The organism is Staphylococcus sp. ACRSN (assembly GCF_022346615.1).
Classification (GTDB): Bacteria; Bacillota; Bacilli; order Staphylococcales; family Staphylococcaceae; genus Staphylococcus.
Window position 1 is genome coordinate 37280 of the sequence record NZ_JAKRNS010000014.1, and the last position, 24864, is coordinate 62143.

The window sequence follows — 24864 nt, forward strand, 5'->3', positions numbered from 1 at the left end:
AATGCGCATAATGAATTAATAAACAGGAGGCAATTTAAATGGCTGAACAAGTGGATTTTGATATTGCAATTATTGGTGCTGGACCAGCAGGTATGACTGCAGCAGTTTATGCATCTCGTGCAAATTTAAGCACTGTTATGATAGAACGCGGTATGCCAGGTGGACAAATGGCAAACACAGAAGAAGTTGAAAATTTTCCAGGTTTCGAAATGGTGACTGGACCGGATTTATCAACAAAAATGTTTGAACATGCTAAAAAATTTGGTGCTAAATATCAATATGGTGATATTAAATCAATTGAAGATAAAGGTGAATATAAAGTCATCAATTTAGGAAATAGTCAAATTACTGCGCGTGCTGTAATTATTTCCACAGGAGCAGAATACAAAAAAATCGGTGTTCCTGGTGAACAAGAATTAGGTGGCCGAGGTGTAAGTTATTGTGCTGTATGTGATGGCGCATTTTTCAAAGGCAAAAAATTATTTGTTATCGGTGGCGGTGACTCAGCAGTCGAAGAAGGTACATTCTTAACTAAATTTGCAGATAGCGTAACAATCGTTCACCGTAGAGACGAATTACGTGCACAAAAAATCCTACAAGATCGTGCTTTTAAAAACGATAAGATTGACTTTATTTGGAGCCATACATTAAAAACAATCAATGAAAAAGATGGTAAAGTTGGTTCTGTCACTTTAGAATCTACTAAAGATGGCGAAGAACAAACATTAGATGCTGATGGTGTATTCGTTTATATCGGAATGAAGCCTTTAACAGCACCATTTGAAGGTTTAGGTATTACAAATGAAGTGGGCTATATTGTTACAAATGAAGATATGAGTACAAGTATCCCAGGTGTTTATGCAGCAGGTGATGTACGTGACAAAGGTTTACGTCAAATCGTAACTGCAACAGGTGATGGTAGTATTGCTGCGCAAAGTGCGATTGCATATATCGAACATTTAATGGACACAATTGAAGCATAATTAAATGATTGATACGCATTTGCATATAATAGAATAAAATTTCAGTAATAGCTAGAATGTTCATTTCACTAATTTTATTGTGATGATGTCATTCTAGCTTTTTACATATGTATTGAACGTTAAAATTGATTGAACTGTTATAAAGTAATCTATTGGGGAAAAGGGATAAAGTTGCACATGTTTAATATAGGTAGTTTCAAAGTAGATTAGAGACGAAGTAATAAAAATATGGTTTAATTATTAAGATAATAAACTATTACCTGAGTTGATTTTAATGTAATATATTATATGATAGCATGAATCATATTAGTTAAATATGCAATATCAACAATGCTTAATAGTTGAGACAGGAAATTGCTTGGCAGTAGCAACAGAAAATATGTAACGGATGGTGTAAAGGTATGCAACATGGAGATAAGGAAATAATTAAGAGTGAATTATTAGTTGTTACAGGCTTATCAGGCGCCGGTAAATCAGTTGTAATACAAAGTTTAGAAGATATAGGTTACTTTTGTGTTGATAATTTACCACCTATTTTGTTACCAAAATTTGTTGAGCTTATGGAACAGGGTAACTCATCATTACAAAAAGTTGCAATAGCAATCGATTTAAGGGGAAAAGAGCTGTTTAAATCGTTGATTCAAGAGATGGATCAAATCAAAAGTAATTCAAATTTAATTGTCGAATTGATGTTTTTAGAAGCATCAAATGAGAAATTGATTTCTCGATATAAGGAAACACGTCGGGCGCATCCATTGAATGAAAATGGTCAACGCTCATTAATTGAATCTATTGATGAAGAACGCTACTTATTAAATGAAATTAAGAGCTTAGCCAATTATACGATTGATACTTCATATATGAAACCTAAAGAATTACGAAAACGCGTTGAAGATTATTTTAATCGCAATGATATCGATACATTTAATATTAGTGTCACGAGTTTTGGATTTAAGCATGGTATACAAATGGATGCCGATTTAGTCTTCGATGTAAGGTTTTTACCCAATCCACATTATGTAGACGATTTAAGACCACTAACGGGTGAAGATGAACCTGTTTATAATTACGTTATGAAATGGAAAGAAACAAATATATTCTTCGATAAATTAATGGACTTACTTAAATTTATGATTCCTGGTTATAAAAAAGAAGGTAAGTCACAGTTAGTAATTGCAATTGGATGTACAGGAGGACAACATCGTTCTGTTGCGTTAGCGAAGCGAATAGGCACAGATTTGCAAGATAGTTTTGACTATAATGTATATGTGCACCATCGTGATGCACATGTTGAAAGTGGCGTGAGAAATAAAAATGAGAAAAATTAGACTTGTTCTCATCGGTGGAGGTACAGGATTGCCCGTTTTAGCACGTGGTTTAAGAGACTATCCAATCGATATTACGACTATTGTCACAGTAGCAGATGATGGTGGTAGTACTGGGAAAATTAGAAATGAAATGGATATACCAGCACCCGGTGATATACGAAATGTAATTTCAGCATTAAGTGAGACAGAAACAACTTTAAATCAATTATTTCAATATCGTTTTAAAGAAAATCAAATAGAAGGTCATGCATTAGGTAATTTAATTATTGCTGCATTGACCAATATCACAGATGATTTTGGTCATGCTGTAAAATTATTGAGTGAAATTTTAAATATTAAAGGGCGAGTAATTCCTTCAACTAATACAAGTGTGCGTTTAAATGCGGTAATGGATGATGGTGAAGTTGTCTGTGGGGAATCAGAAATTCCAAAAAAGAATAAAAGGATTAAAAAGGTCTTTTTAGAGCCTGAAGATGTTGAACCAATGGAAGAAGCAATTCAAGCATTAGAAGAAGCTGATTTAATCGTTCTTGGTCCTGGCTCATTATATACAAGCGTAATTTCAAATTTATGTGTGAAAGGAATTAGTGAGGCTATATTAAAAAGTGAAGCCCCTAAATTATATGTATCCAATGTGATGACACAACCCGGTGAAACAACTGGTTATACAGCAGAAGATCATGTAAATGCAATTCATGAACATGTTGGTGAAAAGTGCATAGATTACGCAATTTGTGGTCCCCAAACATACAATGAAGAGGTATTAAGACGTTATAGAGAAGAAAATGCAGAACCTGTTAATTGTGATACGATAGAAATGGAAAAACTTGGTATTAAAGTGATGACACATTCTGATTTAATTGAAATATCATCACAGAACTTTGTCCGTCATAATTATGAAATTTTAGCGAAGATGATTTACGAAATTGCTATTAACGAAACAGAGACAATTGAATTTAATAGAAATGAGAAAGAATAATAAATTATTACTAAGAAATATCTATTTAGTAAGGAAAGGACTGATTCACAATGAGCTTTGCATCCGATATGAAAAATGAACTCACGAGAATAGAAGTTGATGAAGCGAATGCAAAAGCAGAGCTCAGTGCACTGATTCGAATGAATGGTGCACTCAGTCTTGCCAATCAGCAGTTTGTAATCAATGTTCAAACGGAAAACGCAACAACAGCCAGAAGAATTTATTCACTGATTAAGAAAGTCTTTGGTGTAGAAGTTGAGTTACTTGTTAGAAAGAAAATGAAATTGAAAAAAAATAATATTTATATCTGTAGAATTAAAGCACGCTCTAGAGAAATATTAAACGAATTAGGTATATTAAAAGAAGGCGTATTTACTAGAGAAATTGATGAATCAATGATCCAAGATGATGAAATGAAACGTAGTTATTTAAGAGGTGCTTTTCTTGCTGGTGGATCGGTAAATAATCCAGAAACATCTTCTTATCACTTAGAAATATTTTCATTGTATGAAGATCATTCTGAAGGATTAACTCAATTAATGAATAATTATGAGTTAAATGCCAAACATTTGGAACGCAAAAAAGGAAGCATAGCTTACTTGAAAGAAGCTGAAAAAATTTCTGATTTTCTAAGTTTGATTGGTGGGTTCCAAGCATTATTGAAGTTTGAGGATGTACGTATTGTAAGAGATATGAGAAATTCGGTGAATCGACTTGTGAACTGTGAAACAGCCAATTTAAATAAAACTGTAAGTGCAGCAATGAAACAAGTAGAAAGTATTCAGTTGATTGATCAAGAAATTGGACTTGATAATTTACCAGATAGATTGAGAGAAATTGCAAAATTGAGAGTGGAACATCAAGATGTTTCGTTAAAAGAACTTGGTGAAATGATGTCTACTGGTGCAATTTCCAAATCTGGTGTAAACCACCGCTTAAGAAAATTGAATGAGATGGCTGATAAGATTAGAAGTGGTGAGCCATTAGAATTGAAATAGTATAATTAAGTAAGCACTTAACATCTAGGTTAAGTGCTTATTTTAATTTAATAGTTAATTTATTAGATAAATATACACGTTTTATGTGAACTAAGAATTTTATTGTGCTTTGATTTCCGTAGAATATAATATCAAATATATAAGTGATGTATTGGATTAATACAGAACTTCTACTACTAATAATTTATTTCATTTTTAAGAACTGAAATATTATTAAAAGCAAATATCAGAATATTCAAACTTTAATTTTTATGATATATTAAGTAGCAAACTAAAAAATAGCCATTTAAAGGGGTGTTTCGTTTGAGTACAAATATGGATCAATTACGCCTTGATAGAATTATATTTATTGGACGTACTTTTAATGAATATATCAAGATGTTTAATTTAAACGCTAATATGTTAAGAAATAAGAAACTTCTTGATTGTCCTGCAGGAGCATGTGCTTTTGCGTCAAAAGGTAAGGCGATGGGAATACATATTAAATCTTGTGATATAGCTTATTATTTTGATAAACAAGAATTATTTGAAAAAGGTAAGGCAGATATAAACCATGCAATGGAAGGAATTAAGCAAACATCAAATCTTTATAATTGGACCTATTTTAATGATATACAAGAATTAAAACAAGCACGAAATCAGGCTTTAGAAGCTTGTTATTCTGATATGTTGATTAATGAATCAGATTATTTAGCTGTGAGATTGCCTGATTTACCTTATGAAAATAATAGTTTTGACCTGCTATTATCTGCTCATTTTTTATTTATGTATGCTGAACATTTAGATTATGAATTTCATCTTGCTTGTTTAAATGAAATGTTACGCGTTGCGAAAGATGAGATTAGAATTTTTCCAGTTGTTGATTTAAGTGGAAAACCATATCAGTATTTGCATGAAATTTTGACATATATTAACGACTTAGGTCATGAGACAGAATTAATTAAAGTTGATTATGAATTTCAGAAAAATGCACATACGATGTTGAAAATTAAGGTAAATAATAATACTTCTGTTTTGTATTAAATATATTTAGAAAATACACATTACGGCTATACTGCTTTTTTGATAAAAAAGACTAGATGCAACATTTACATCTAGTCTTTAAAATAGATATCAAGTTCTTAAAAAATGATCATCCTCGTGTGAAGTATTATCGTCTTGATAGCGTTCCATTTTCATATATAAATCATATTTATCCCGTAATGCAGCAATGTCCTGCATCATTTCTGAAGCGTGATGTTTATCCAATGCTTCTTGATTAATCCAACTATCTATAAGCAATACAGTTTCAGGGTCATCATAAGATATAAAATAATCATATTTAAGGTTCCCTGGTTGTGCTTTAATCTTCGCTACAATGCCTTTGTTAATCATAGCTTCAATAAACCTTTTAGCGCTCCCATTTTTACCAGTATAATATAAATTGACAGTTAAACTCATTTTAAAAGCTCCTTTATATAACGTTTTTATGAATACAATAGAAAATATGCATATGCTTTTATTAATTTTATTATCTTATTGAAAATTTAAAAATATTTACTGGATAGTACATTTGAATTTTAAAGCATCTATGTGATTGGCAGTGCATTTATATTTAGTTGATATTATTATAAAACAAGTTAGACTTTTAGTTCCTTATGCTTCTTGAGTTTTCAATTATATAATTTATAGAAACAAGTAATATAGCATATCCAAATAGCCCCCTCGAAGGGAATCGAACCCCTATTCTAAGAACCGGAATCTTATGTGTTATCCATTACACTACGAGGGGTAAATATAACGATAATATTAGTTTACAAATGTTATGACTTAGGGTCAATAAGAACGAAATAAAAATGGATAAATATTTTGAGCGTTATTTTTTGACCATGTTTGACTTTTGAGTTAAAATAAGTTTATCAGTTAGAAATAAGGAGGCAATATTAATGAATTTAATACCTACAGTAATTGAAACTACAAACCGTGGGGAACGCGCTTATGACATTTACTCACGTTTATTAAAAGATCGAATCATCATGTTAGGTTCACAAATCGATGATAACGTAGCAAACTCTATCGTATCACAATTATTATTCCTACAAGCACAAGATGCTGAGAAAGATATTTATCTTTATATCAACTCACCAGGTGGTAGTGTGACTGCTGGATTCGCTATTTATGATACTATCCAACATATTAAACCTGATGTGCAAACAATTTGTATTGGTATGGCAGCTTCAATGGGTTCATTCTTACTTGCTGCTGGTGCAAAAGGTAAACGTTATGCATTACCAAACGCAGAAGTTATGATTCACCAACCATTAGGTGGAGCTCAAGGTCAAGCAACTGAAATCGAAATTGCTGCTAACCATATTTTAAAAACACGTGCTAAATTAAATCAAATTTTAGCAGATCGTACTGGTCAATCAATTGAAAAAATTGAAAAAGATACTGATCGCGATAATTTCTTATCAGCTGAAGAAGCAAAAGAATATGGCTTAGTAGACCATGTTATGAATCCTGAAGCTTAATAATAAATCAGTATAATTAAAGTTAAACAGGCAAGTTTCAAAGTTATTTGAAACTTGCCTGTTTTTTATAAGTATTGTAACTAATACACTATGATTTGATTTTTTTATAGATAAGTATGCTAGCAAAAACTGTGCAAATACTTCCAACTACAATAAAGAATAAAGAAATGATTATCATAGGTGTGGAACTTTCAAATGCAAATATGCCATTTATAATAATTAATATGCCTGCTATTAACAAAAGTATGTGAGTTAAACTATCTTTATTCACGTATATCACCTCTCAATGATTCTTAAGTTAATGAACTAGGTCCTCTAGTGCAATTTTTAAATCAGGATATTTAAATTTAAAATCAAGGGCTTGTAATTTGTTAGGAATGACCTTTTGTGTGTCTAAAACAACAGTAGACATTTGGCCTAAAACTAATCTAAGTGCCAATGATGGTGCCCAAGTATAATGGGGTTTATGAGTAATACGTGCTAGAGTATATCCGAATAAGTTTTGTCGTTCAACAATTGGTGCGGTAAAGTTAAATACGCCATTTGCTTCATCGACACTGATAGTATAAAGTATCGCTCTTATTAAATCGTCAATGTGAATCCAAGAATACCATTGTCGGCCAGAACCTAATTTTCCGCCAACATAATAATCATATGCTTGTTTCATTAAAGGTAAGGCACCACCTTTATCGGACAATACCATGCCGAATCTACCGATAATTACGCGTGTGCCAAACGATTCAAACTGTTGAGCCCGACGTTCCCATTGATACACAACTTCCGATAGAAAATCGAAGGGTAAAGATTTGTATAATTCAGTGTAAGTTCGATTTAAATCTGGTCTATAATAACCTACAGCACTTGCATTGAAAAAGATATCTGGACGTTTCTTTCGTGTTTTGAACAAGTCGAATAAAGCTTGAGTAGATTGAATTCTACTCAACATGATTTGTTGCTTATGACGATTTGTCCATCTATGGTTTAAGCTTGCACCTGCGAGATTGATTACGATATCAATATCTGGTACTTTTTGTTCCCAACCATTTTCTGTCCAATTAATGTAAGTGATTTTTGGATGAGAATTGATTTTATTTTGTCTTGTTAATACTGTTACATGTGCATCACTTTGTACGATTGCATCGATAAGTTGACTCCCTATCATGCCTGTTCCACCTGTGATTAAATATTGTTTCATCATATCACCTCTATAATAAGATACTTTACATGTTAAACTTATAAAAATTACAATTAATGGTAAATTTTATAAGTCATATTTTTTTCAAAAATTGTTCAATAATATGTCATTTACTAGGCTTTAGAAGCCTTTAAATTCAAAATATATACGTTATAATATAAGTACCTTCAAAAATAATTAATCTTTTCTTAATTATTCGAGTATACCCCATAATATACAAGCGAAGGTAAAATTTTGACTCCCTTTAGTATAGGTCTATACATTATAGTATAGACCTTTTTTATGTTATCTCAATTCTTGTTATAAAACTATCTTTTTATCTTTTGATAACTTCACAAAATAAATTTATAATGTTAATCAGTAATGCGTATTGTATGCATGATTATGAGATTATAAAAAATAAATTAATGAAATAGTAGAAATAATTACAATTAGTATTATAATCGGGAAAATGAATTTGGATTTGATTGTGCCTAATGATTCATACTCATCATTGTCGGTCATCATTTTTCGAATTCCATTTTGCTTACCTTGTGGTGATTGATAGGGCGTATTAAATAAGTCATTATTTTCTAACATGTGAAAACACATCCTTTAAAATGTTAAGAATAATTAAGATTTTAATATTGCATTGAAAGGACAACTATTAAAGATTAAGATGAATTTGTAGTTAATAATAAATTATATAGTATTTTAATTCTACAATAAGGTATGTCCGATTGATAATCAATGAATGAAAAAGAGTTAATAAGTTTTAATCAACATTGAAATGTTGTAAAATATATTTTTAATAATAGTAAATATATATATAACTAAGCTTACGAGTAAATAGATATAAATTGAAGTGAGGGAAGCATATGCCAAAGCATAATCATAATGATGATTTTGATGGTCGTGGTAAAAAGAAGATGAGCTTGTTCGCCAAGATAGTGAGTGGGGTAATTGTATTCCTACTTTTATTCGGCCTTGTTTTTGCAATCTTTGCTTTTGTAGATCATTCTAATAAAGCGAATGAACGTTTAAGTGACCAAAAGCAAGAAGAAAAGGATAAGAAGAAAGAGAAAACCAAAGAAGAGAAAAAGAAAAAAGAAAAATCAACAGAAGAAACACAACAAACACAACAGCAAACGCAACAAACACAACAACAGACAGAACAAACGCAGCAAACACAACAGACTCAGCAGCAGACGCAACAAACACAGCAACCTGCGACAGTAGAGCGTAAAACAACGCAAGAAAAGAAAACAAATGAAAAACCATCAACAGAAGAAAAATCTACTGAAGAAAAAACGACAGAAGAACCTTCTACTGAAGAGAAGACAACCGAAGAGCCTTCAACAGAAGAAAAGACTACTGAAGAACCATCAACAGAGGAAAAGACTACTGAAGAACCATCAACAGAAGAAAAAACAACAGAAGAACCATCAACACAACAAAAAAAAACGACTGAACCAAAATCAACAACTGAACAACCGTCCACACAACAAAGATCATCTCAAAGTTCTGGACAAGACACATCTAATTCTAGCAGTCAAAGTAATAACAACTCAGAAAAGAGCAGTCAATCCTCAGATGAAGATTAATCAAATAATATAAAATAAAAAGACATCACACTTTTACTAGATTTAACATTAAAGTGCGATGTCTTTTTATTATTTGTAATAATAAGGTATTGTCGTAACATAGATATTGTTATAGATATATTTATTTAAAATAAATACTGCAATAAATAGATAATAATGATTGGGAAAAATATTAATATTAAGCAACCGCTAAAACACCCCAAGGGTCCACAACCTATTTGGGTACCATATTTATAATGGCGACGATAACCATTGGAATCATAATGATCTGTGTCATGACGCTCATTTTTAAAATACTTATCATCTTTATATTGTTCATCACCAGGCTTTAATACTTTAGGTGTTTCAGAATTTGTCATAACACACCTCCTTATATCAGTATTATAGTTAGTTTAACTTTTAAGCAAAAACATAGCAAAATTTAATAAATAATTCTAATTGACGAAGGTTCAATTTTGGTATCATAATATAAATATAATTGATGATTTATGATTAATAAATGAATAAAAGGGTAAAATGTAAATAGTGAAAGTTGTAAAAGTATGGGTAAAATAATGTAAGTGTTATCATTTGTTTTTCACTTTGTATTTCTCTTGCAATTTAGAAAATATAGTAGTAGTATTGCAACTATAAAGGTTATATTTTTTTGTCCCACCAGGGACGTAAAAAGTCAATCTATGGTTAGAACTTGACCCTTTAAATTGATAAGGAGGAGGATAGTAGTGAAAGACTTGATAAAAATTCAACAGAAGTTAGTGCCTGAAATTGTTGAAAAAATGTATCGTCGTTTTTCAATTCTCACTACTATCTCAAAGTATCAACCTGTAGGTAGACGTAGTTTAAGTGAATATATGGATTTAACTGAACGTGTATTGCGATCAGAAACGGATGCATTAAAGAAACAAGAGCTTGTAAAAGTAAAGCCAACTGGGATGGAAATTACAGACGAAGGTGAAGCGACGATTAGACAGTTGAATAGTTATTTCAACAGTTATTCTGATGATCACCATTTGGCTCAAGTTATCAAAGAAACATATGATATCAAGGATGTTTATGTAATTCCTGGTGATTCTGATTCGGATAAGACGGTTAAGATCGAATTATCACGACAAGCAGGACAACTAGTTGAGGATGTACTCTATGAACAAGCGATTGTAGCTGTTACGGGTGGATCAACTATGGCTTATGTTAGTGAAGCTATGCATGATCAACCATTTGATGTGTTTTTTGTCCCAGCACGTGGCGGGTTAGGCGAAAATGTGATATATCAAGCCAACACAATTGCAGCTAGTATGGCGCAACAAACTGGTGGAGATTATACGACATTATACGTCCCGGACAATGTAAGTGAAACAACTTATAACACACTTATGTTGGAACCTTCAGTAATCCATACACTTGAAAAAATTAAAGAGTCCAATATTACAATCCACGGCATTGGTGATGCGCTGAAGATGGCGCGAAGACGTCAATCACCTAGTGAAGTTATAAATAAGCTTCAACATCACAATGCCTCAGGAGAAGCATTTGGATATTATTTCGATGATCAAGGTGACATTGTCCATAAAGTGAAAACAATTGGACTTCAGTTAGAAGATCTTGAATCGAAGAAGTTTATTTTCGCCGTAGCAGGGGGTAAATCAAAAGGAGAAGCGATTAAAGCTTATCTCTCGATTGCTCCTAAAAACACTGTATTGATTACAGATGAAGGTGCGGCTAGAGTTATTGCAAACAATAGTAATAAAAAGTGATTTCACTTTTTAAATATCATTTTTAAAGGAGGCCATTTTAATGGCAGTAAAAGTAGCAATTAATGGTTTTGGTAGAATCGGTCGTTTAGCATTTAGAAGAATTCAAAACGTTGACGGAATCGACGTAGTAGCAGTAAATGACTTAACAGATGACGAAATGTTAGCTCACTTATTAAAATATGATACTATGCAAGGTCGCTTCACTGGAGAAGTTGAAGTTGAAAATGACGGTTTCCGTGTTAACGGACAAGAAGTTAAATCATTCTCTGAGCCAGACCCAAGTAAATTACCATGGGGAGACTTAGATATCGATGTAGTATTAGAATGTACAGGTTTCTTCGCTGACAAAACTAAAGCAGAAGCTCACATCAATGCAGGTGCTAAAAAAGTATTAATCTCAGCTCCAGCAACTGGTGATTTAAAAACAATCGTTTACAACACTAACCATAACGAATTAGATGGTTCAGAAACAGTTGTATCAGGTGCTTCATGTACTACTAACTCATTAGCTCCAGTAGCTAAAGTATTAAATGATGACTTTGGTTTAGTTGAAGGTCTTATGACTACTATCCACGCATACACTGGTGACCAAAATACACAAGATGCTCCACATGCTAAAGGTGACAAACGCCGTGCTCGTGCAGCAGCAGAAAACATCATCCCTAACTCAACTGGTGCTGCTAAAGCTATCGGTAAAGTTATCCCTGAAATTGATGGTAAATTAGACGGTGGTGCGCAACGTGTACCAGTTGCTACAGGTTCTTTAACTGAATTAACAGTTGTATTAGAAAAAGACGTAAGCGTTGAAGACGTTAACAATGCAATGAAAAACGCTTCAAACGAATCATTCGGTTACACTGAAGACGAAATCGTATCTTCTGACGTAATTGGTATCACTTACGGTTCATTATTCGATGCAACACAAACTCGTGTAATGACTGTTGGCGACCGTCAATTAGTTAAAGTTGCAGCTTGGTATGATAACGAAATGTCTTACACTTCACAATTAGTACGTACATTAGAACATTTAGCAACTCAAGCTAAATAATATTTAATGTCAAATTAATTTAGCAAGCCCAATGTGCTGTATTAAATTTTAGCAATAGGCTTAGGAGTAAGCGGGGAGCACAAACGCTTCTCCGCTTATTTTACTTTATTGTTCCATTAAAAGGAGGAAGTTTAGATGGCTAAAAAAATTGTATCTGACTTAGAATTAAAAGGTAAAACTGTACTTGTCCGCGCTGATTTTAACGTTCCAATGAAAGACGGAAAAATCACAAATGACAACCGTATCGTTCAAGCATTATCAACTATCAATTATATTATTGATGAAGGTGGAAAAGTTGTATTATTCTCACACTTAGGAAAAGTGAAAGAAGAAAGCGATAAAGCTGAATTAACTTTGAAACCAGTTGCAGAAGCTTTAACTGAAAAATTAGGCAAAGACGTTGTGTTTGTACCAGAAACACGTGGCGAAGAACTAGAAAAAGCTGTTAAAAGTCTTAATGATGGCGATGTATTATTAGTAGAAAATACACGTTTTGAAGATGTTGACGGCAAAAAAGAATCTAAAAATGATCCTGAATTAGGTAAATACTGGGCTTCACTTGGTGATGTATTTGTAAATGATGCATTTGGTACAGCTCATCGTGAACATGCGTCAAACGTAGGTATCGCTTCTAATTTAGAAACAGTTGCAGGATTCTTGATGGAAAAAGAAATTAAGTATATCGGCGGCGTAGTTGAAAATCCTGAGAAGCCAGTAGTAGCAATCCTTGGTGGAGCTAAAGTATCTGACAAAATTGGTGTCATCACAAACCTATTAAACATCGCAGATAAAGTACTTATCGGTGGTGGAATGTCATACACATTCTTTAAAGCACAAGGTAAAGAAATTGGTTTATCACTTTTAGAAGAAGATAAAGTGGACTTTGCTAAAGAGTTATTAGAACGTGCTGGAGATCAAATTGTCTTACCAGTAGATTGTAAAGTTGCAAAAGAGTTCTCAAATGATGCTGAAATCACAGAAGTTTCTGTTTCTGACATCCCTGCTGATCAAGAAGCGATGGATGTTGGTCCTAAAACAGTAGAATTATTTAAAGAACAATTACAAGGTGCGCATACAGTCGTATGGAACGGACCAATGGGTGTGTTTGAGTTAAGTAATTTTGCAAAAGGTACTATTGGTGTTTGTGAAGCAATTGCAGGACTTAAAGATGCAAATACAATCATCGGTGGTGGCGACTCAGCTGCAGCTGCAATTTCATTAGGCTATGCCGATGACTTTAGTCATATCTCAACAGGTGGCGGAGCATCATTAGAGTATCTTGAAGGTAAAGAATTACCAGGCGTAGTAGCAATCGCTAATAAATAATACACACAACTAATGACTAAGATCCTTTGATTACTAGTCTTAATAAAGACTAAGTCATAATTTAACTAATAGGAGTGTAATATAATGAGAAAACCAATTATCGCAGGTAACTGGAAAATGAACAAAACAGTTCAAGAAGCAAAAGATTTTATCGATGCATTGCCAGCATTACCTGATACAAACGAAGTAGAATCTGTTATTTGTGCACCAACAATTCAATTAGATGCATTAGTATCAGCTGTTAACGATGGTAAGGCACAAGGTCTACAAATCGGTGCGCAAAACACTTATTTTGAAGACAATGGTGCGTTTACTGGAGAAACTTCACCAGTAGCATTAGCTGATTTAGGTGTAAAATTCGTAGTTATCGGTCATTCTGAGCGTCGTGAAATCTTCCATGAAACTGATGAAGAAATTAACAAAAAAGCGCATGCCGTATTTAACCATGGTATGACACCAATCATTTGTGTTGGTGAAACTGACGAAGAACGCGAAAGTGGTAAAGCTAACGAAGTAGTTGGAGAACAAGTTAAGAAAGCTGTAGAAGGTTTATCAGAAGAGCAATTAAAACAAGTTGTTATCGCTTATGAACCAATTTGGGCAATCGGTACTGGTAAATCATCAACTGCTAAAGATGCTAACGAAATGTGTGCATTTGTTAGAACAACAGTTGCTGAAGTAGCTAGCCAAGAAGTTGCAGACGCTACACGTATCCAATACGGTGGTAGTGTTAAACCTAACAACATCAAAGAATACATGGCTGAATCAGATATTGATGGTGCTTTAGTTGGAGGCGCATCTCTTAAAGTAGATGATTATGTACAATTGTTGGAAGGTGCAAAATAATATGGCAAAACAACCAACTGCATTAATTATTTTAGATGGTTTTGCAAATAGAGAAAGTGAACATGGCAATGCCGTAAAACTAGCTAACAAACCCAATTTTGACCGTTACTACAGTAACTACCCTACAACACAAATCGAAGCAAGTGGTTTAGATGTTGGTCTTCCAGAAGGACAAATGGGTAATTCAGAAGTTGGACACATGAATATTGGTGCTGGGCGTGTTGTTTATCAAAGTTTAACTCGTATCAATAAATCAATTGAAGACGGCGATTTCTTTGACAATGACGTATTAAATAATGCAATGCAACATGTTAAAGATAATAATTCAGGACTTCATGTCTTCGGATTGTTATCTGACGGTGGTGTTCACAGTCACTACAAGCATTTATTTGCTGTTTTAGAATTAGCGAAAAAACAAGGTGTAGATAAAGTTTATGTTCACGGATTTTTAGATGGACGTGACGTAGACCAAAAATCTGCATTGAAATATATTGAAGAAACAGAAGCTAAGTTCAAAGAAATTGGCGTAGGTCAATTCGCTTCTATCTCAGGCCGTTACTATGCGATGGATCGTGATAAACGTTGGGATAGAGAAGAAAAAGCTTACAATGCAATTCGTAATTTTGGTGGCGAAAAATTCGAATCTGCTAAAGCAGGTGTAGAAGCAAACTATGCTAAAGACTTAACAGATGAATTTGTTGAGCCATTTGTTGTTGCTGACCAAAATAACGGTGTGAATGATGGAGATGCAGTAATCTTCTTTAACTTCAGACCCGACAGAGCTGGACAACTTTCTGAAATATTCACAGATAAAGCATTTGACGGTTTCAAAGTTGATCGTGTAAATGATTTATACTATGCAACTTTCACAAAATACAACGATAATGTAGACGCTAAAATTGTATTTGAAAAAGTTGACTTAACGAATACTATCGGTGAAGTTGCTCAAAATAATGGTTTAAAACAATTACGTATTGCTGAAACTGAGAAATTCCCACACGTTACTTATTTCATGAGCGGTGGACGAAATGATGAGTTTGAAGGAGAAAGACGTCGTCTTATTGACTCTCCTAAAGTAGCAACTTATGACTTGAAGCCTGAAATGAGTGCTTATGAAGTTAAAGATGCTTTATTAGAGGAATTAGCAAAAGGCGATTTAGATTTAATCCTATTAAACTTTGCTAACCCTGACATGGTAGGCCATAGTGGAATGCTAGAACCGACAATCAAAGCTATCGAAGCTGTTGATGAGTGTCTTGGTGAAGTTGTCGATAAAATTATCGAAATGGGTGGACAAGCAATTATCACTGCTGACCATGGTAACTCAGATATGGTCCTAACAGATGATGATCAGCCAATGACTACTCATACAACAAATCCAGTACCAGTTATTGTTACTAAAGATAGATTAAAATTAAAAGAAACGGGAAAATTAGGCGATTTAGCTCCAACATTACTTGATTTATTAAATGTTGAGCAACCAGAAGATATGACTGGTGAATCACTAATTAACCATGAATAATTTACAGGACTAATTTTAGAAATATCAAGGCATTCTGTATGATTACTTTTATTAGAAAATTGAATTAAGCAATAGGATGTCTTGATATATTTATAAACAATTAAATTACTTGTATTTATGGCTTTACAAGCTATAATGAAGATGAAATTTAATATTTCTAAACTACTTAATTAAAAGGAGATTATAAACATGCCAATTATTACAGATGTTTACGCTCGCGAAGTCTTAGACTCACGTGGTAACCCAACAGTTGAAGTTGAAGTTTTAACTGAAAGTGGCGCATTTGGTCGCGCATTAGTTCCATCAGGTGCATCAACTGGTGAACATGAAGCAGTTGAATTACGTGATGGTGATAAATCACGTTACTTAGGTAAAGGTGTAACTAAAGCCGTTGATAACGTTAACGAAATCATCGCGCCTGAAATCGTTGAAGGTGAATTTTCAGTATTAGAACAAGTTTCTATCGATAAAATGATGATTCAATTAGACGGTACAGAAAACAAAGGTAAATTAGGTGCTAACGCGATTCTTGGTGTATCAATCGCCGTAGCTCGTGCAGCAGCTGACTTATTAGGTCAACCACTTTATAAATATTTAGGTGGATTCAATGGTAAACAATTACCAGTACCAATGATGAACATCGTAAATGGTGGTTCTCACTCAGATGCTCCAATCGCATTCCAAGAGTTCATGGTATTGCCTGTTGGCGCAGAATCATTTAAAGAATCATTACGTTGGGGAGCTGAAATCTTCCACAACCTTAAATCAATCCTTAAAAACCGTGGTTTAGAAACAGCAGTTGGAGACGAAGGTGGATTTGCTCCTAAATTCGAAGGTACTGAAGATGCTGTTGAAACAATCTTAGAAGCTATCAAAGCTGTAGGTTTAGAGCCTGGTAAAGATGTATTCTTAGGATTTGACTGTGCTTCTTCTGAATTCTACGAAGATGGCGTATACAACTATGCTAAATTCGAAGGTGAAACTGGTGCGAAACGTACTGCTGAAGAACAAGTTGACTACTTAGAAGAATTAGTTAACAAATATCCAATCATCACTATCGAAGATGGAATGGATGAAAACGACTGGGATGGTTGGAAAGTATTAACTGACCGTATCGGTGATCGTGTTCAATTAGTAGGTGACGACTTATTCGTTACAAATACTGTTAAATTATCTGAAGGTATCGAAAAAGGTATCGGTAATTCAATCTTAATCAAAGTTAACCAAATCGGTACATTAACTGAAACATTTGATGCTATAGAAATGGCTCAAAAAGCTGGTTACACAGCAGTTGTTTCTCACCGTTCTGGTGAAACTGAAGATACTACAATTTCTGACATTGCAGTAGCTACAAATGCTGGACAAATCAAAACTGGTTCATTATCAAGAACTGACCGTATTGCAAAATACAACCAATTATTACGTATTGAAGATGAATTATACGAAACAGGCAAGTTTGACGGACTTAAATCTTTCTATAACTTATCTAAATAATAGTACTAAGATTTTTAAATGAGAGTTCACGCGCTTAAATTTAAGATTTAAATCTTAGCAATAAAGGGAGCCGATTGAAATTTAAAGATTTCAATCGGCTCTTTTTCTTTTATAATTAGGAAAGCAAATAATCAAAATTTTTGATATAAGTAAAACAACCTAATTAAGATAGCAAATATTAAACAAAACTGACAAGAAAATTAAAGAAGATTACTTGGACGAATGATAATGCATACATTTTTTATGTTGTATCATGATTATTTATCTACAGAATGTCCATAAATTTCAATCATACTGATATATGCTATTTAATTTATTCATATTTTGCTCTGAAACTGATATAATTAAAGTTGTAATTTAAAGAAGGAGCACGAACTTATTATGGAGGCAAAAGTAAAATCTAGAGAAACTAAGACTGCTCACATGATTGCTTATTGTTCATTAATCATCGCTATACTTTATGCAATTCATCTATTTGTTATATTAGATGATAGTGTAGTTAAGCAAATGTTAGCCAACAGTGGTCAACAACCATCATCAAACGCAATCGGTACAATTAGAAATAGCTTTCAGTTTACTGGTGTCATGTATATATTAGCCAATTTGGCTGGGGTGATTGCAATATGGAATAGACACACTTACTTATGGTGGTTTATGTTTGCTGTATTCACATCACAAATCTTATATAATTTAATAAATATAAGTTCAGTTTATGGTGCGATATTAGATGTGAAAGCAACAATAAATATATTACCGTTAACAATCGTACTCGTGATGTCATTGTTACTAGCAATTTATATGTTTATCGTTTCAATTAAGCGTAAAAGTACATTTAATAGATAGAAGTTTGCTAATCTTAACGAACGTATGATATAATGCGTTTCGTATATAATGAATGGAGGACAATTTTCATGCATACATTAATCATCTTACTTTTAATCATAGATTGTATTGCATTAATAACTGTTGTGTTACTCCAAGAAGGTAAAAGTAATGGACTTTCAGGTGCGATAAGTGGTGGCGCCGAACAGTTATTTGGAAAACAAAAGCAACGCGGCATCGATTTATTCTTGCATAGATTAACAATTGTATTGTCTGTCATTTTCTTCTTGTTGATGTTAGGCATAAGTTATTTGGGTTTATAAGGTCCGACAATGTAAAAGTCGGGCTTTTTTATTTATAATATATAGGGTAGCGCCCTATAAAGAAACGGATTTTTAAAAACGAATTATAGAACAAATATTGATACAAGCATATGCGAAAGGATTGAATCATAATGCAAATCAAACTACCAGAGCCATTCTTTTTTGAAGAAGGTCCTCGAGCTGTGTTATTGTTACATGGTTTTACAGGAAATTCAGCAGATGTTAGACAATTAGGTCGCTTTTTACAGAAGAAGGGGTATACAAGTTATGCGCCGCAGTATGAAGGACATGCAGCACCACCTGAAGAAATCCTTAAATCAAGCCCACATGTATGGTATAAAGATGCTATAGATGCCTATGACTTTTTGGTAGACAAAGGCTATGAAGAAATAGTAGTTGCAGGATTATCATTAGGCGGATGTTATGCTTTAAAAATAAGCTTAAATAGAGATGTAAAGGGTATTGTAACCATGTGTTCCCCTATGTATATTAAAACAGAAGGCGCAATGTTTGAAGGGGTCTTAGATTATGCACGTAATTTTAAAAAATACGAGGGTAAAGATCAAGATACAATAGAATCAGAAATGTCAGCATTTCATCCAACAGATACATTGAAAGACCTACAAGGTCAAATACAAGATGTACGTGATCATATAGATGAAGTTATGGATCCGTTATTAGTGATTCAAGCTGAACAAGACAAAATGATCAATACAGATTCTGCAAACATTATATACAACGAGAGCGAATCTGATACTAAAGATATTAAATGGTATGCAAATTCAGGACATGTAATAACAATTGATAAAGAAAAAGAACAAGTCTTTGAAGCTGTATATCAATTCCTAGAATCATTAGATTGGTCAAAATAAAAATTATAAGTAGAAAATATAGAAAGGAGGGGCATAATGAATTTAAAACAATCCATTGAAGAAATAATCAAACAACCAGATTATGAACCGATGTCAGTGTCTGATTTTCAAGATGCCTTAGGCTTAAGCAGCGCAGATTCATTTAGAGATTTAATTAAAGTACTTGTAGAATTAGAACAAGTAGGTTTGATTGAACGTACAAAGACAGATAGATATCAACGTAAAGTCTCTGCTAAGTCAAAAGAAACAAAATTAATTCGAGGTAAATTAAGTCAAAATAAAAAAGGCTTTGCTTTCTTACGTCCTGAATTAGAAGATATGGAAGATATTTTTATTCCACCTACAAAAATAAACCGCGCAATGGATGGAGACACTGTAACAGTTGAAATTCAGAATTCGAAGGGTGAGCATAAAGGTAAAACAGAAGGCGAAGTTAAGTCTATTGAGAGCCACGCAGTGACACAAGTCGTAGGAACTTATAGCGAAGCACGTCATTTCGGATTTGTCTTACCAGACGATAAACGTATCATGCAGGATATTTTTATCCCTAAAGGTCAAAATTTAGGCGCTATAGACGGACATAAAGTGTTAGTTCAAATTACTAAATATGCAGACGGTACGGATAATCCCGAAGGCCATATTTCTGCCATACTTGGTCACAAAAATGATCCAGGTGTAGATATTTTATCTATTATCTATCAACATGGTATTGAAATTGAGTTTCCAGATAATGTTTTAGCCGAAGCGAAAGCAGTACCAGAGGAAATCAATCCTAGTGAAATTGAAGGTCGAAGAGACTTACGTGATGAACTAACGATTACAATAGATGGTGCAGATGCGAAAGATTTGGATGACGCAATCAGTGTTAAAAAATTGAAAAATGGTAATACGCAGTTAACTGTTAGTATTGCTGATGTTAGCTATTATGTGACAGAGGGCTCAGCATTGAATGAAGAAGCTTATAGCCGTGCTACGAGTGTTTATCTTGTAGATCGTGTAATTCCAATGATTCCGCATCGTCTAAGTAACGGTATTTGTTCATTAAATCCAAACGTCGACAGATTAACATTGAGTTGTCAGATGGAACTTAATGATCGTGGTGAAGTTGTAAAACATGAAATATTTGATAGTGTTATACACTCTAATTATCGAATGACATACGATGAAGTAAATGAAATTATTACAGATCACAATGAAACGACACGTAATCATTATGCAGAAGTTACACCAATGCTAGATTTAGCGTATGATTTATCTAACCAATTAATCAGCATGCGTAGACGCCGTGGTGAAATTGACTTTGATATTAATGAAGCAAAAGTACTCGTTGATAATGATGGTATTCCAACTGAAGTTCAGTTAAGACAACGTGGTCAAGGTGAAAGATTAATAGAATCATTTATGCTTGCAGCTAACGAAACGATTGCTGAACATTTTAATAAATTAGATGTACCATTTATCTATCGTGTGCATGAACAACCAAAATCTGAACGCTTACGTCAATTCTTTGATTTTATTACAAATTTCGGTCTTATGATAAAAGGAACTGGCGAAGACATTCATCCTTCAACATTACAAAAAATTCAACAAGAAGTAGAAGGACAACCAGAACAAATGGTCATCTCAACAATGATGCTACGTTCTATGCAACAAGCGAAGTATGATGATGTAAATCTAGGTCATTTTGGTCTGTCAGCAGAGTATTATACTCACTTTACATCGCCAATACGACGTTATCCTGACTTGATTGTTCATAGATTGATTCGTAAATATTTAATCGAAAAATCTATGGATAACAAGACATTAAATAAATGGGAAGATTTATTACCTGAAATTGCTGAACATACGTCACAACGTGAACGCCGTGCAATCGAAGCAGAACGTGATACAGATGAACTGAAGAAAGCAGAATATATGATTCAACATTTAGGTGAAGAATATGAAGGTATCATTAGCTCTGTTGCCAATTTCGGAATGTTTATCGAATTGCCAAATACAATTGAAGGTATGGTTCATGTATCTAATATGACGGATGATTATTATCACTTTGATGAACGACAAATGGCGATGATTGGTGAACGCCAAGCTAAAGTATTTCGCATTGGTGATCCTGTTCAAATTAAAGTTATCAATGTTGATGTCGATGAGCGCATGATTGATTTCCAAATTGTTGGTATGCCATTATCTAAAAATAATGACAGAGGTAGCCAACGACCAGCACGTGGTAAGACGATTCAAGCTAAAACGCGTGGCAAATCTTTAGATAACTCAAAAGATAACAAAGGTAAAAATCATAAACAACGTAAAGGTAAAAATCGTCGTAATCAAGAAAAAAATGCTGACGGTAATACCAAACATAAGCCATTTTATAAAGATAAAAAAGTAAAACGTAAAGCACGTAAAAAGAAAAAATAAATCAACAAAGAGGTGAAACTCAATGCCAAAGAAAAAATCACCAGGAACATTAGCTGAAAATCGTAAAGCAAGACATGATTATATCATTGAAGAAACGATTGAAGCGGGCATTGTGTTGCAAGGGACTGAGATTAAATCTATTCGCCGCGGTAGTGCAAACTTAAAAGACAGTTACGCACAAGTTAACCGAGGGGAGATTTACCTACAAAACATGCACATCGCTCCCTACGAAGAAGGGAATCGATTTAACCATGACCCACGTCGATCACGTAAATTATTACTTCATAAACGTGAAATTAATAAATTAGGTGATCAAACAAGAGAAGTAGGTTATTCTATTGTTCCGTTGAAGCTATATTTAAAACATGGTCACTGTAAAGTCTTACTTGGAGTTGCAAGAGGTAAGAAAAAATACGATAAACGACAAGCGCTTAAAGAAAAAGCGGTGAAACGTGATATAGATAGAGCAATGAAAGCCCGTTATTAAGCGAAAATATTGCCAAAGGTCATTATCTTTGGTAATATTAAATGTGCTTTCTGAATTGTAAACACAATGTTAACATTTATCAGGAAGTACATTCATTTTTATATTAAGGGGACGTTCATGGATTCGACAGGGGTCCCCCGAGCTAATTAAGCGTGTCGGAGGGTTGTCTCCGCATCAACACACACAGTTATAATAACTGGCAAATCAAACAATAATTTCGCAGTAGCTGCCTAATAGCACTCTGCATCGCCTAACTGCATCTCCTATGTGCAGTTAACGCGATTCAACCTTAAGTAGGATACGCTAGGCACTGCCGTTTGAAGTCTGTCTAGAAGAGATGAATCAAACTAGTATGATGTTGGTTGTCTATCTCCTACCATCATGCGAATTCCATTGATAGACTACACACGTAGAAAGGTTAGTATCAGGACCTCTGGACGCGGGTTCAAATCCCGCCGTCTCCATACTTAAGCCTTTAACCATAGCGGTTGAGGGCTTTTTATTTTTGAGTGCACAGAAAGTGCACAGATAATGCACAGCATATAAAAAACACCCCTTATTTTAGGGTGCTAATTTTGAATCTATCAAATCTCTATATACTTGTATTACATGTTTAATTAAAGCATGTTCCTTTTTAGTCCATTTTTTTAAATTATATTTAATTGTTCTTTTATTAAAACAATACAGTATGTGATGTTTGGCACGCCTGTGCCAAGAGTATTTAAATTTAAATTTAAATTTCTTACTATGTTTATCTAACATATGTTGTTCAGTTGGTGTTAATTGTAATGTTTCCCACTGATTTGCCAACAAATATCTACAAAAAGTTCTTACCATTTCTTTACTATTTTCACTTAATTGATTATTAAATGAAAATAAAATTGTATTGTTTTTTTCATTTAATAATTTATCTGTAAAATGAATTATTAAATCTGTCATACTTTCAAACGTATAGTTCAATTTTTTACTGCTGGAAAAATTTTTATTATTAGAATTAAATCTAACTGCTGCTCTTAATTGATATACATCAGTCATAGTAATATTATCTTTACCAGCAATTTTAAATAAAGTTTTTCTCCATTCTGATTTAGAATCAAGATTATCAAGCATTGTACGTTTTAAATTTTTAACTGTTATATAAACTGTAAATAATCCTATAATAAGTGTAGCTAATGGTGTAGCTAAAATTTTAATCCAATCAAGCCAAGTATTAGATGGTGGGAATGTATTAAAATTTTCTATAACTGTATTTCCTAAATCATTCATTTATTCACCTCATAAATATTTTATTATTTCTTTTTGTGTACTAGGGTACAAATGACCGTAGCGTGATGTAACTTCTTCTGTAGATGAATGTCCTAATCGTTGTGCTATTATCATAGGACTTGCACCATGATTAACTAACATAGACGCATGGCTGTGACGCAGCTCATGTATTACAATACGTGGGAATGTTTCGCCATCTGGTAGTGTATCATCTAATGCTTTTAAAGTGCTGGTAAACCATCTATCAATTGTAGACTCACTATAAGCTTTAAAGAAAGTACCAAACAATACATAATTATCTTTAAAAATGTTATTTTCTTTATACCAAATTAAATAATTTCGTAAGTCGTCCATCATGTGAGTAGGTAAGTATATATCACGTGTGGCTGCTTTCGTCTTAGGCGCTGTCACTTCACCGTGATAGTCCGTTTTGTTTATATGGATATAATCATCGTCAAAGTTGATATCTTGCCATGTGAGTGCTCTAATTTCGCCTTTACGTGCGCCACTCATGAATAACAGTTTAAAAAATAACTTTTGTTGTATATTAGGCAATGCTTCATAAAATTGATTGAATTGTTCTAACGTCCAATAATTTAAACGCTTTTTAGTCTCAATCTCAAAGTTGCCTACTAATGATGCAACATTACGCCCTAGATCATGATACTTCATAGCATGGTTCAGTAGCGATACTAGGAATACGTGCATTTTCTTCAAATAATCTCCTGAATGACCTTCTTTTAATTTCTGTGTTTGAAACTTCATTATCATTTTTGTATCAATATTGAATACGTCCATTGATTTAAAGAATGGTAGTAAATGATTGTTGGTATGTGTTTTTAATGCCTTAACACTTGATGATTTACGCCTAGCTGTATACCAATCAACATATTCCTCTACAAGCTTATCAAAAGGTAATTGATTAATTTTACCTATACCTTCTATTTCGTCCATATAAGCGTTACAAGATTTCACTGCTTCTTTACGCTGCTTAAACCCTTTACGAGTTATAAACTGACGAGTATTCGTCTTATCATAGTATGTGATACGGAAGTAATATGTACCACGTTTAGCATCTTTATAGATGTTGTGGGATAGTTTTAAGTCATGTTGCAT

At 33.3% G+C, this 24864-nt stretch carries 24 protein-coding genes, 1 tRNA gene and 1 other RNA gene; 19 read left to right on the top strand and 7 right to left on the bottom strand.

The features are described from left to right. The first annotated feature begins 38 nt into the window (after positions 1-38). The 5 genes from trxB to MHZ36_RS12385 all read left to right on the top strand — a co-directional run bounded on the left by trxB (position 39) and on the right by MHZ36_RS12385 (position 5311). Positions 39-983, top strand: a complete 945-nt coding sequence (trxB, locus tag MHZ36_RS12365) for a thioredoxin-disulfide reductase (RefSeq protein ID WP_239232005.1) — start codon at positions 39-41, stop codon at positions 981-983. Positions 984-1384: 401 nt separating this feature from the next. Then, the gene (gene rapZ, locus MHZ36_RS12370; protein ID WP_239232007.1) at positions 1385-2311 is read left to right on the top strand and encodes an RNase adapter RapZ; all 927 of its coding nucleotides are present in this window, start codon (positions 1385-1387) and stop codon (positions 2309-2311) included. After that, positions 2298-3290 carry a gluconeogenesis factor YvcK family protein gene (locus tag MHZ36_RS12375; RefSeq protein WP_239232009.1) on the top strand — a complete coding sequence of 331 codons (993 nt, stop codon included), beginning with the start codon at positions 2298-2300 and terminating at the stop codon, positions 3288-3290. The genes rapZ and MHZ36_RS12375 overlap by 14 nt, the downstream gene beginning before the upstream one ends. 50 nt (positions 3291-3340) lie before the next feature. Next, positions 3341-4288, top strand: a complete 948-nt coding sequence (whiA, locus tag MHZ36_RS12380) for a DNA-binding protein WhiA (protein WP_239232011.1) — start codon at positions 3341-3343, stop codon at positions 4286-4288. Positions 4289-4591: 303 nt separating this feature from the next. Next, a complete protein-coding gene (locus MHZ36_RS12385; RefSeq protein WP_275432212.1) occupies positions 4592-5311 on the top strand; it encodes a class I SAM-dependent methyltransferase in 720 nt (239 codons plus the stop codon). 90 nt (positions 5312-5401) lie between these two features. Here the strand turns inward: MHZ36_RS12385 and MHZ36_RS12390 are convergent, their stop codons facing one another. Together MHZ36_RS12390 and MHZ36_RS12395 are read right to left on the bottom strand one after the other, a co-directional pair. After that, positions 5402-5728 carry a putative quinol monooxygenase gene (locus tag MHZ36_RS12390; protein WP_239232014.1) on the bottom strand — a complete coding sequence of 109 codons (327 nt, stop codon included), beginning with the start codon at positions 5726-5728 and terminating at the stop codon, positions 5402-5404. A gap of 259 nt (positions 5729-5987) precedes the next feature. After that, positions 5988-6059 (bottom strand) — tRNA-Arg (locus tag MHZ36_RS12395). Positions 6060-6213: 154 nt separating this feature from the next. Here MHZ36_RS12395 and clpP point away from each other — a divergent pair. After that, the gene (clpP, locus tag MHZ36_RS12400; RefSeq protein ID WP_239232016.1) at positions 6214-6798 is read left to right on the top strand and encodes an ATP-dependent Clp endopeptidase proteolytic subunit ClpP; all 585 of its coding nucleotides are present in this window, start codon (positions 6214-6216) and stop codon (positions 6796-6798) included. Between the two features lie 298 nt (positions 6799-7096). Here clpP and MHZ36_RS12410 read toward each other — a convergent pair whose 3' ends face one another. Together MHZ36_RS12410 and MHZ36_RS12415 are read right to left on the bottom strand one after the other, a co-directional pair. Further along, complete coding sequence (locus tag MHZ36_RS12410; RefSeq protein ID WP_239232018.1) at positions 7097-7993, bottom strand: TIGR01777 family oxidoreductase; 897 nt, start codon at positions 7991-7993, stop codon at positions 7097-7099. A 390-nt stretch (positions 7994-8383) separates the two neighbouring features. Then, positions 8384-8572, bottom strand: a complete 189-nt coding sequence (locus MHZ36_RS12415) for a hypothetical protein (protein ID WP_239232019.1) — start codon at positions 8570-8572, stop codon at positions 8384-8386. Positions 8573-8850: 278 nt separating this feature from the next. On the opposite strand from MHZ36_RS12415, the gene MHZ36_RS12420 reads away from it, so the two are divergent. After that, positions 8851-9576 carry a DUF4887 domain-containing protein gene (locus tag MHZ36_RS12420; RefSeq protein ID WP_239232020.1) on the top strand — a complete coding sequence of 242 codons (726 nt, stop codon included), beginning with the start codon at positions 8851-8853 and terminating at the stop codon, positions 9574-9576. A 125-nt stretch (positions 9577-9701) separates the two neighbouring features. On the opposite strand, the gene MHZ36_RS12425 is transcribed toward MHZ36_RS12420, so the two are convergent. Beyond that, positions 9702-9935 (bottom strand): hypothetical protein, encoded by a 234-nt coding sequence (locus tag MHZ36_RS12425; protein ID WP_239232021.1) that lies wholly within the window; start codon positions 9933-9935, stop codon positions 9702-9704. Between the two features lie 363 nt (positions 9936-10298). Between MHZ36_RS12425 and MHZ36_RS12430 the strand changes: the two genes are divergently transcribed. The 12 genes from MHZ36_RS12430 to ssrA all read left to right on the top strand — a co-directional run bounded on the left by MHZ36_RS12430 (position 10299) and on the right by ssrA (position 22949). Next, positions 10299-11327, top strand: a complete 1029-nt coding sequence (locus MHZ36_RS12430) for a sugar-binding transcriptional regulator (protein ID WP_239232022.1) — start codon at positions 10299-10301, stop codon at positions 11325-11327. Positions 11328-11367: 40 nt separating this feature from the next. Beyond that, positions 11368-12375, top strand: a complete 1008-nt coding sequence (gene gap, locus MHZ36_RS12435) for a type I glyceraldehyde-3-phosphate dehydrogenase (protein ID WP_239232023.1) — start codon at positions 11368-11370, stop codon at positions 12373-12375. A gap of 135 nt (positions 12376-12510) precedes the next feature. Then, positions 12511-13701, top strand: coding sequence for a phosphoglycerate kinase (locus MHZ36_RS12440; protein WP_239232024.1), 1191 nt, complete (start codon positions 12511-12513; stop codon positions 13699-13701). A gap of 84 nt (positions 13702-13785) precedes the next feature. Further along, positions 13786-14547 carry a triose-phosphate isomerase gene (gene tpiA / locus MHZ36_RS12445; RefSeq protein ID WP_239232025.1) on the top strand — a complete coding sequence of 254 codons (762 nt, stop codon included), beginning with the start codon at positions 13786-13788 and terminating at the stop codon, positions 14545-14547. Between the two features lies 1 nt (position 14548). Beyond that, entirely contained in the window at positions 14549-16069 is a 1521-nt protein-coding gene (gene gpmI / locus MHZ36_RS12450; RefSeq protein WP_239232027.1) for a 2,3-bisphosphoglycerate-independent phosphoglycerate mutase, read from the top strand. 189 nt (positions 16070-16258) lie between these two features. Beyond that, positions 16259-17563 carry a surface-displayed alpha-enolase gene (gene eno, locus MHZ36_RS12455; protein ID WP_239232029.1) on the top strand — a complete coding sequence of 435 codons (1305 nt, stop codon included), beginning with the start codon at positions 16259-16261 and terminating at the stop codon, positions 17561-17563. A gap of 381 nt (positions 17564-17944) precedes the next feature. Then, positions 17945-18406: a hypothetical protein gene (locus tag MHZ36_RS12460; RefSeq protein WP_239232031.1), complete on the top strand. Its 462-nt coding sequence runs from the start codon at positions 17945-17947 to the stop codon at positions 18404-18406. Between the two features lie 68 nt (positions 18407-18474). Next, positions 18475-18708 carry a preprotein translocase subunit SecG gene (secG, locus tag MHZ36_RS12465; protein WP_239232033.1) on the top strand — a complete coding sequence of 78 codons (234 nt, stop codon included), beginning with the start codon at positions 18475-18477 and terminating at the stop codon, positions 18706-18708. Positions 18709-18839: 131 nt separating this feature from the next. After that, on the top strand, positions 18840-19580 hold the full coding sequence (locus MHZ36_RS12470; RefSeq protein WP_239232035.1) for an alpha/beta hydrolase: 741 nt from the start codon (positions 18840-18842) through the stop codon (positions 19578-19580). A 36-nt stretch (positions 19581-19616) separates the two neighbouring features. After that, positions 19617-21995, top strand: coding sequence for a ribonuclease R (rnr, locus tag MHZ36_RS12475; RefSeq protein ID WP_239232037.1), 2379 nt, complete (start codon positions 19617-19619; stop codon positions 21993-21995). Positions 21996-22017: 22 nt separating this feature from the next. Further along, positions 22018-22482 (top strand): SsrA-binding protein SmpB, encoded by a 465-nt coding sequence (gene smpB, locus MHZ36_RS12480; RefSeq protein ID WP_239232039.1) that lies wholly within the window; start codon positions 22018-22020, stop codon positions 22480-22482. 107 nt (positions 22483-22589) lie between these two features. After that, positions 22590-22949, top strand: a transfer-messenger RNA (tmRNA) gene (gene ssrA, locus MHZ36_RS12485). A gap of 94 nt (positions 22950-23043) precedes the next feature. Here the strand turns inward: ssrA and MHZ36_RS12490 are convergent. Beyond that, a complete protein-coding gene (locus MHZ36_RS12490) occupies positions 23044-23748 on the bottom strand; it encodes a hypothetical protein (protein ID WP_239232041.1) in 705 nt (234 codons plus the stop codon). A gap of 9 nt (positions 23749-23757) precedes the next feature. Continuing rightward, positions 23758-24864 carry a site-specific integrase gene (locus MHZ36_RS12495; RefSeq protein ID WP_239232043.1) on the bottom strand — a complete coding sequence of 369 codons (1107 nt, stop codon included), beginning with the start codon at positions 24862-24864 and terminating at the stop codon, positions 23758-23760.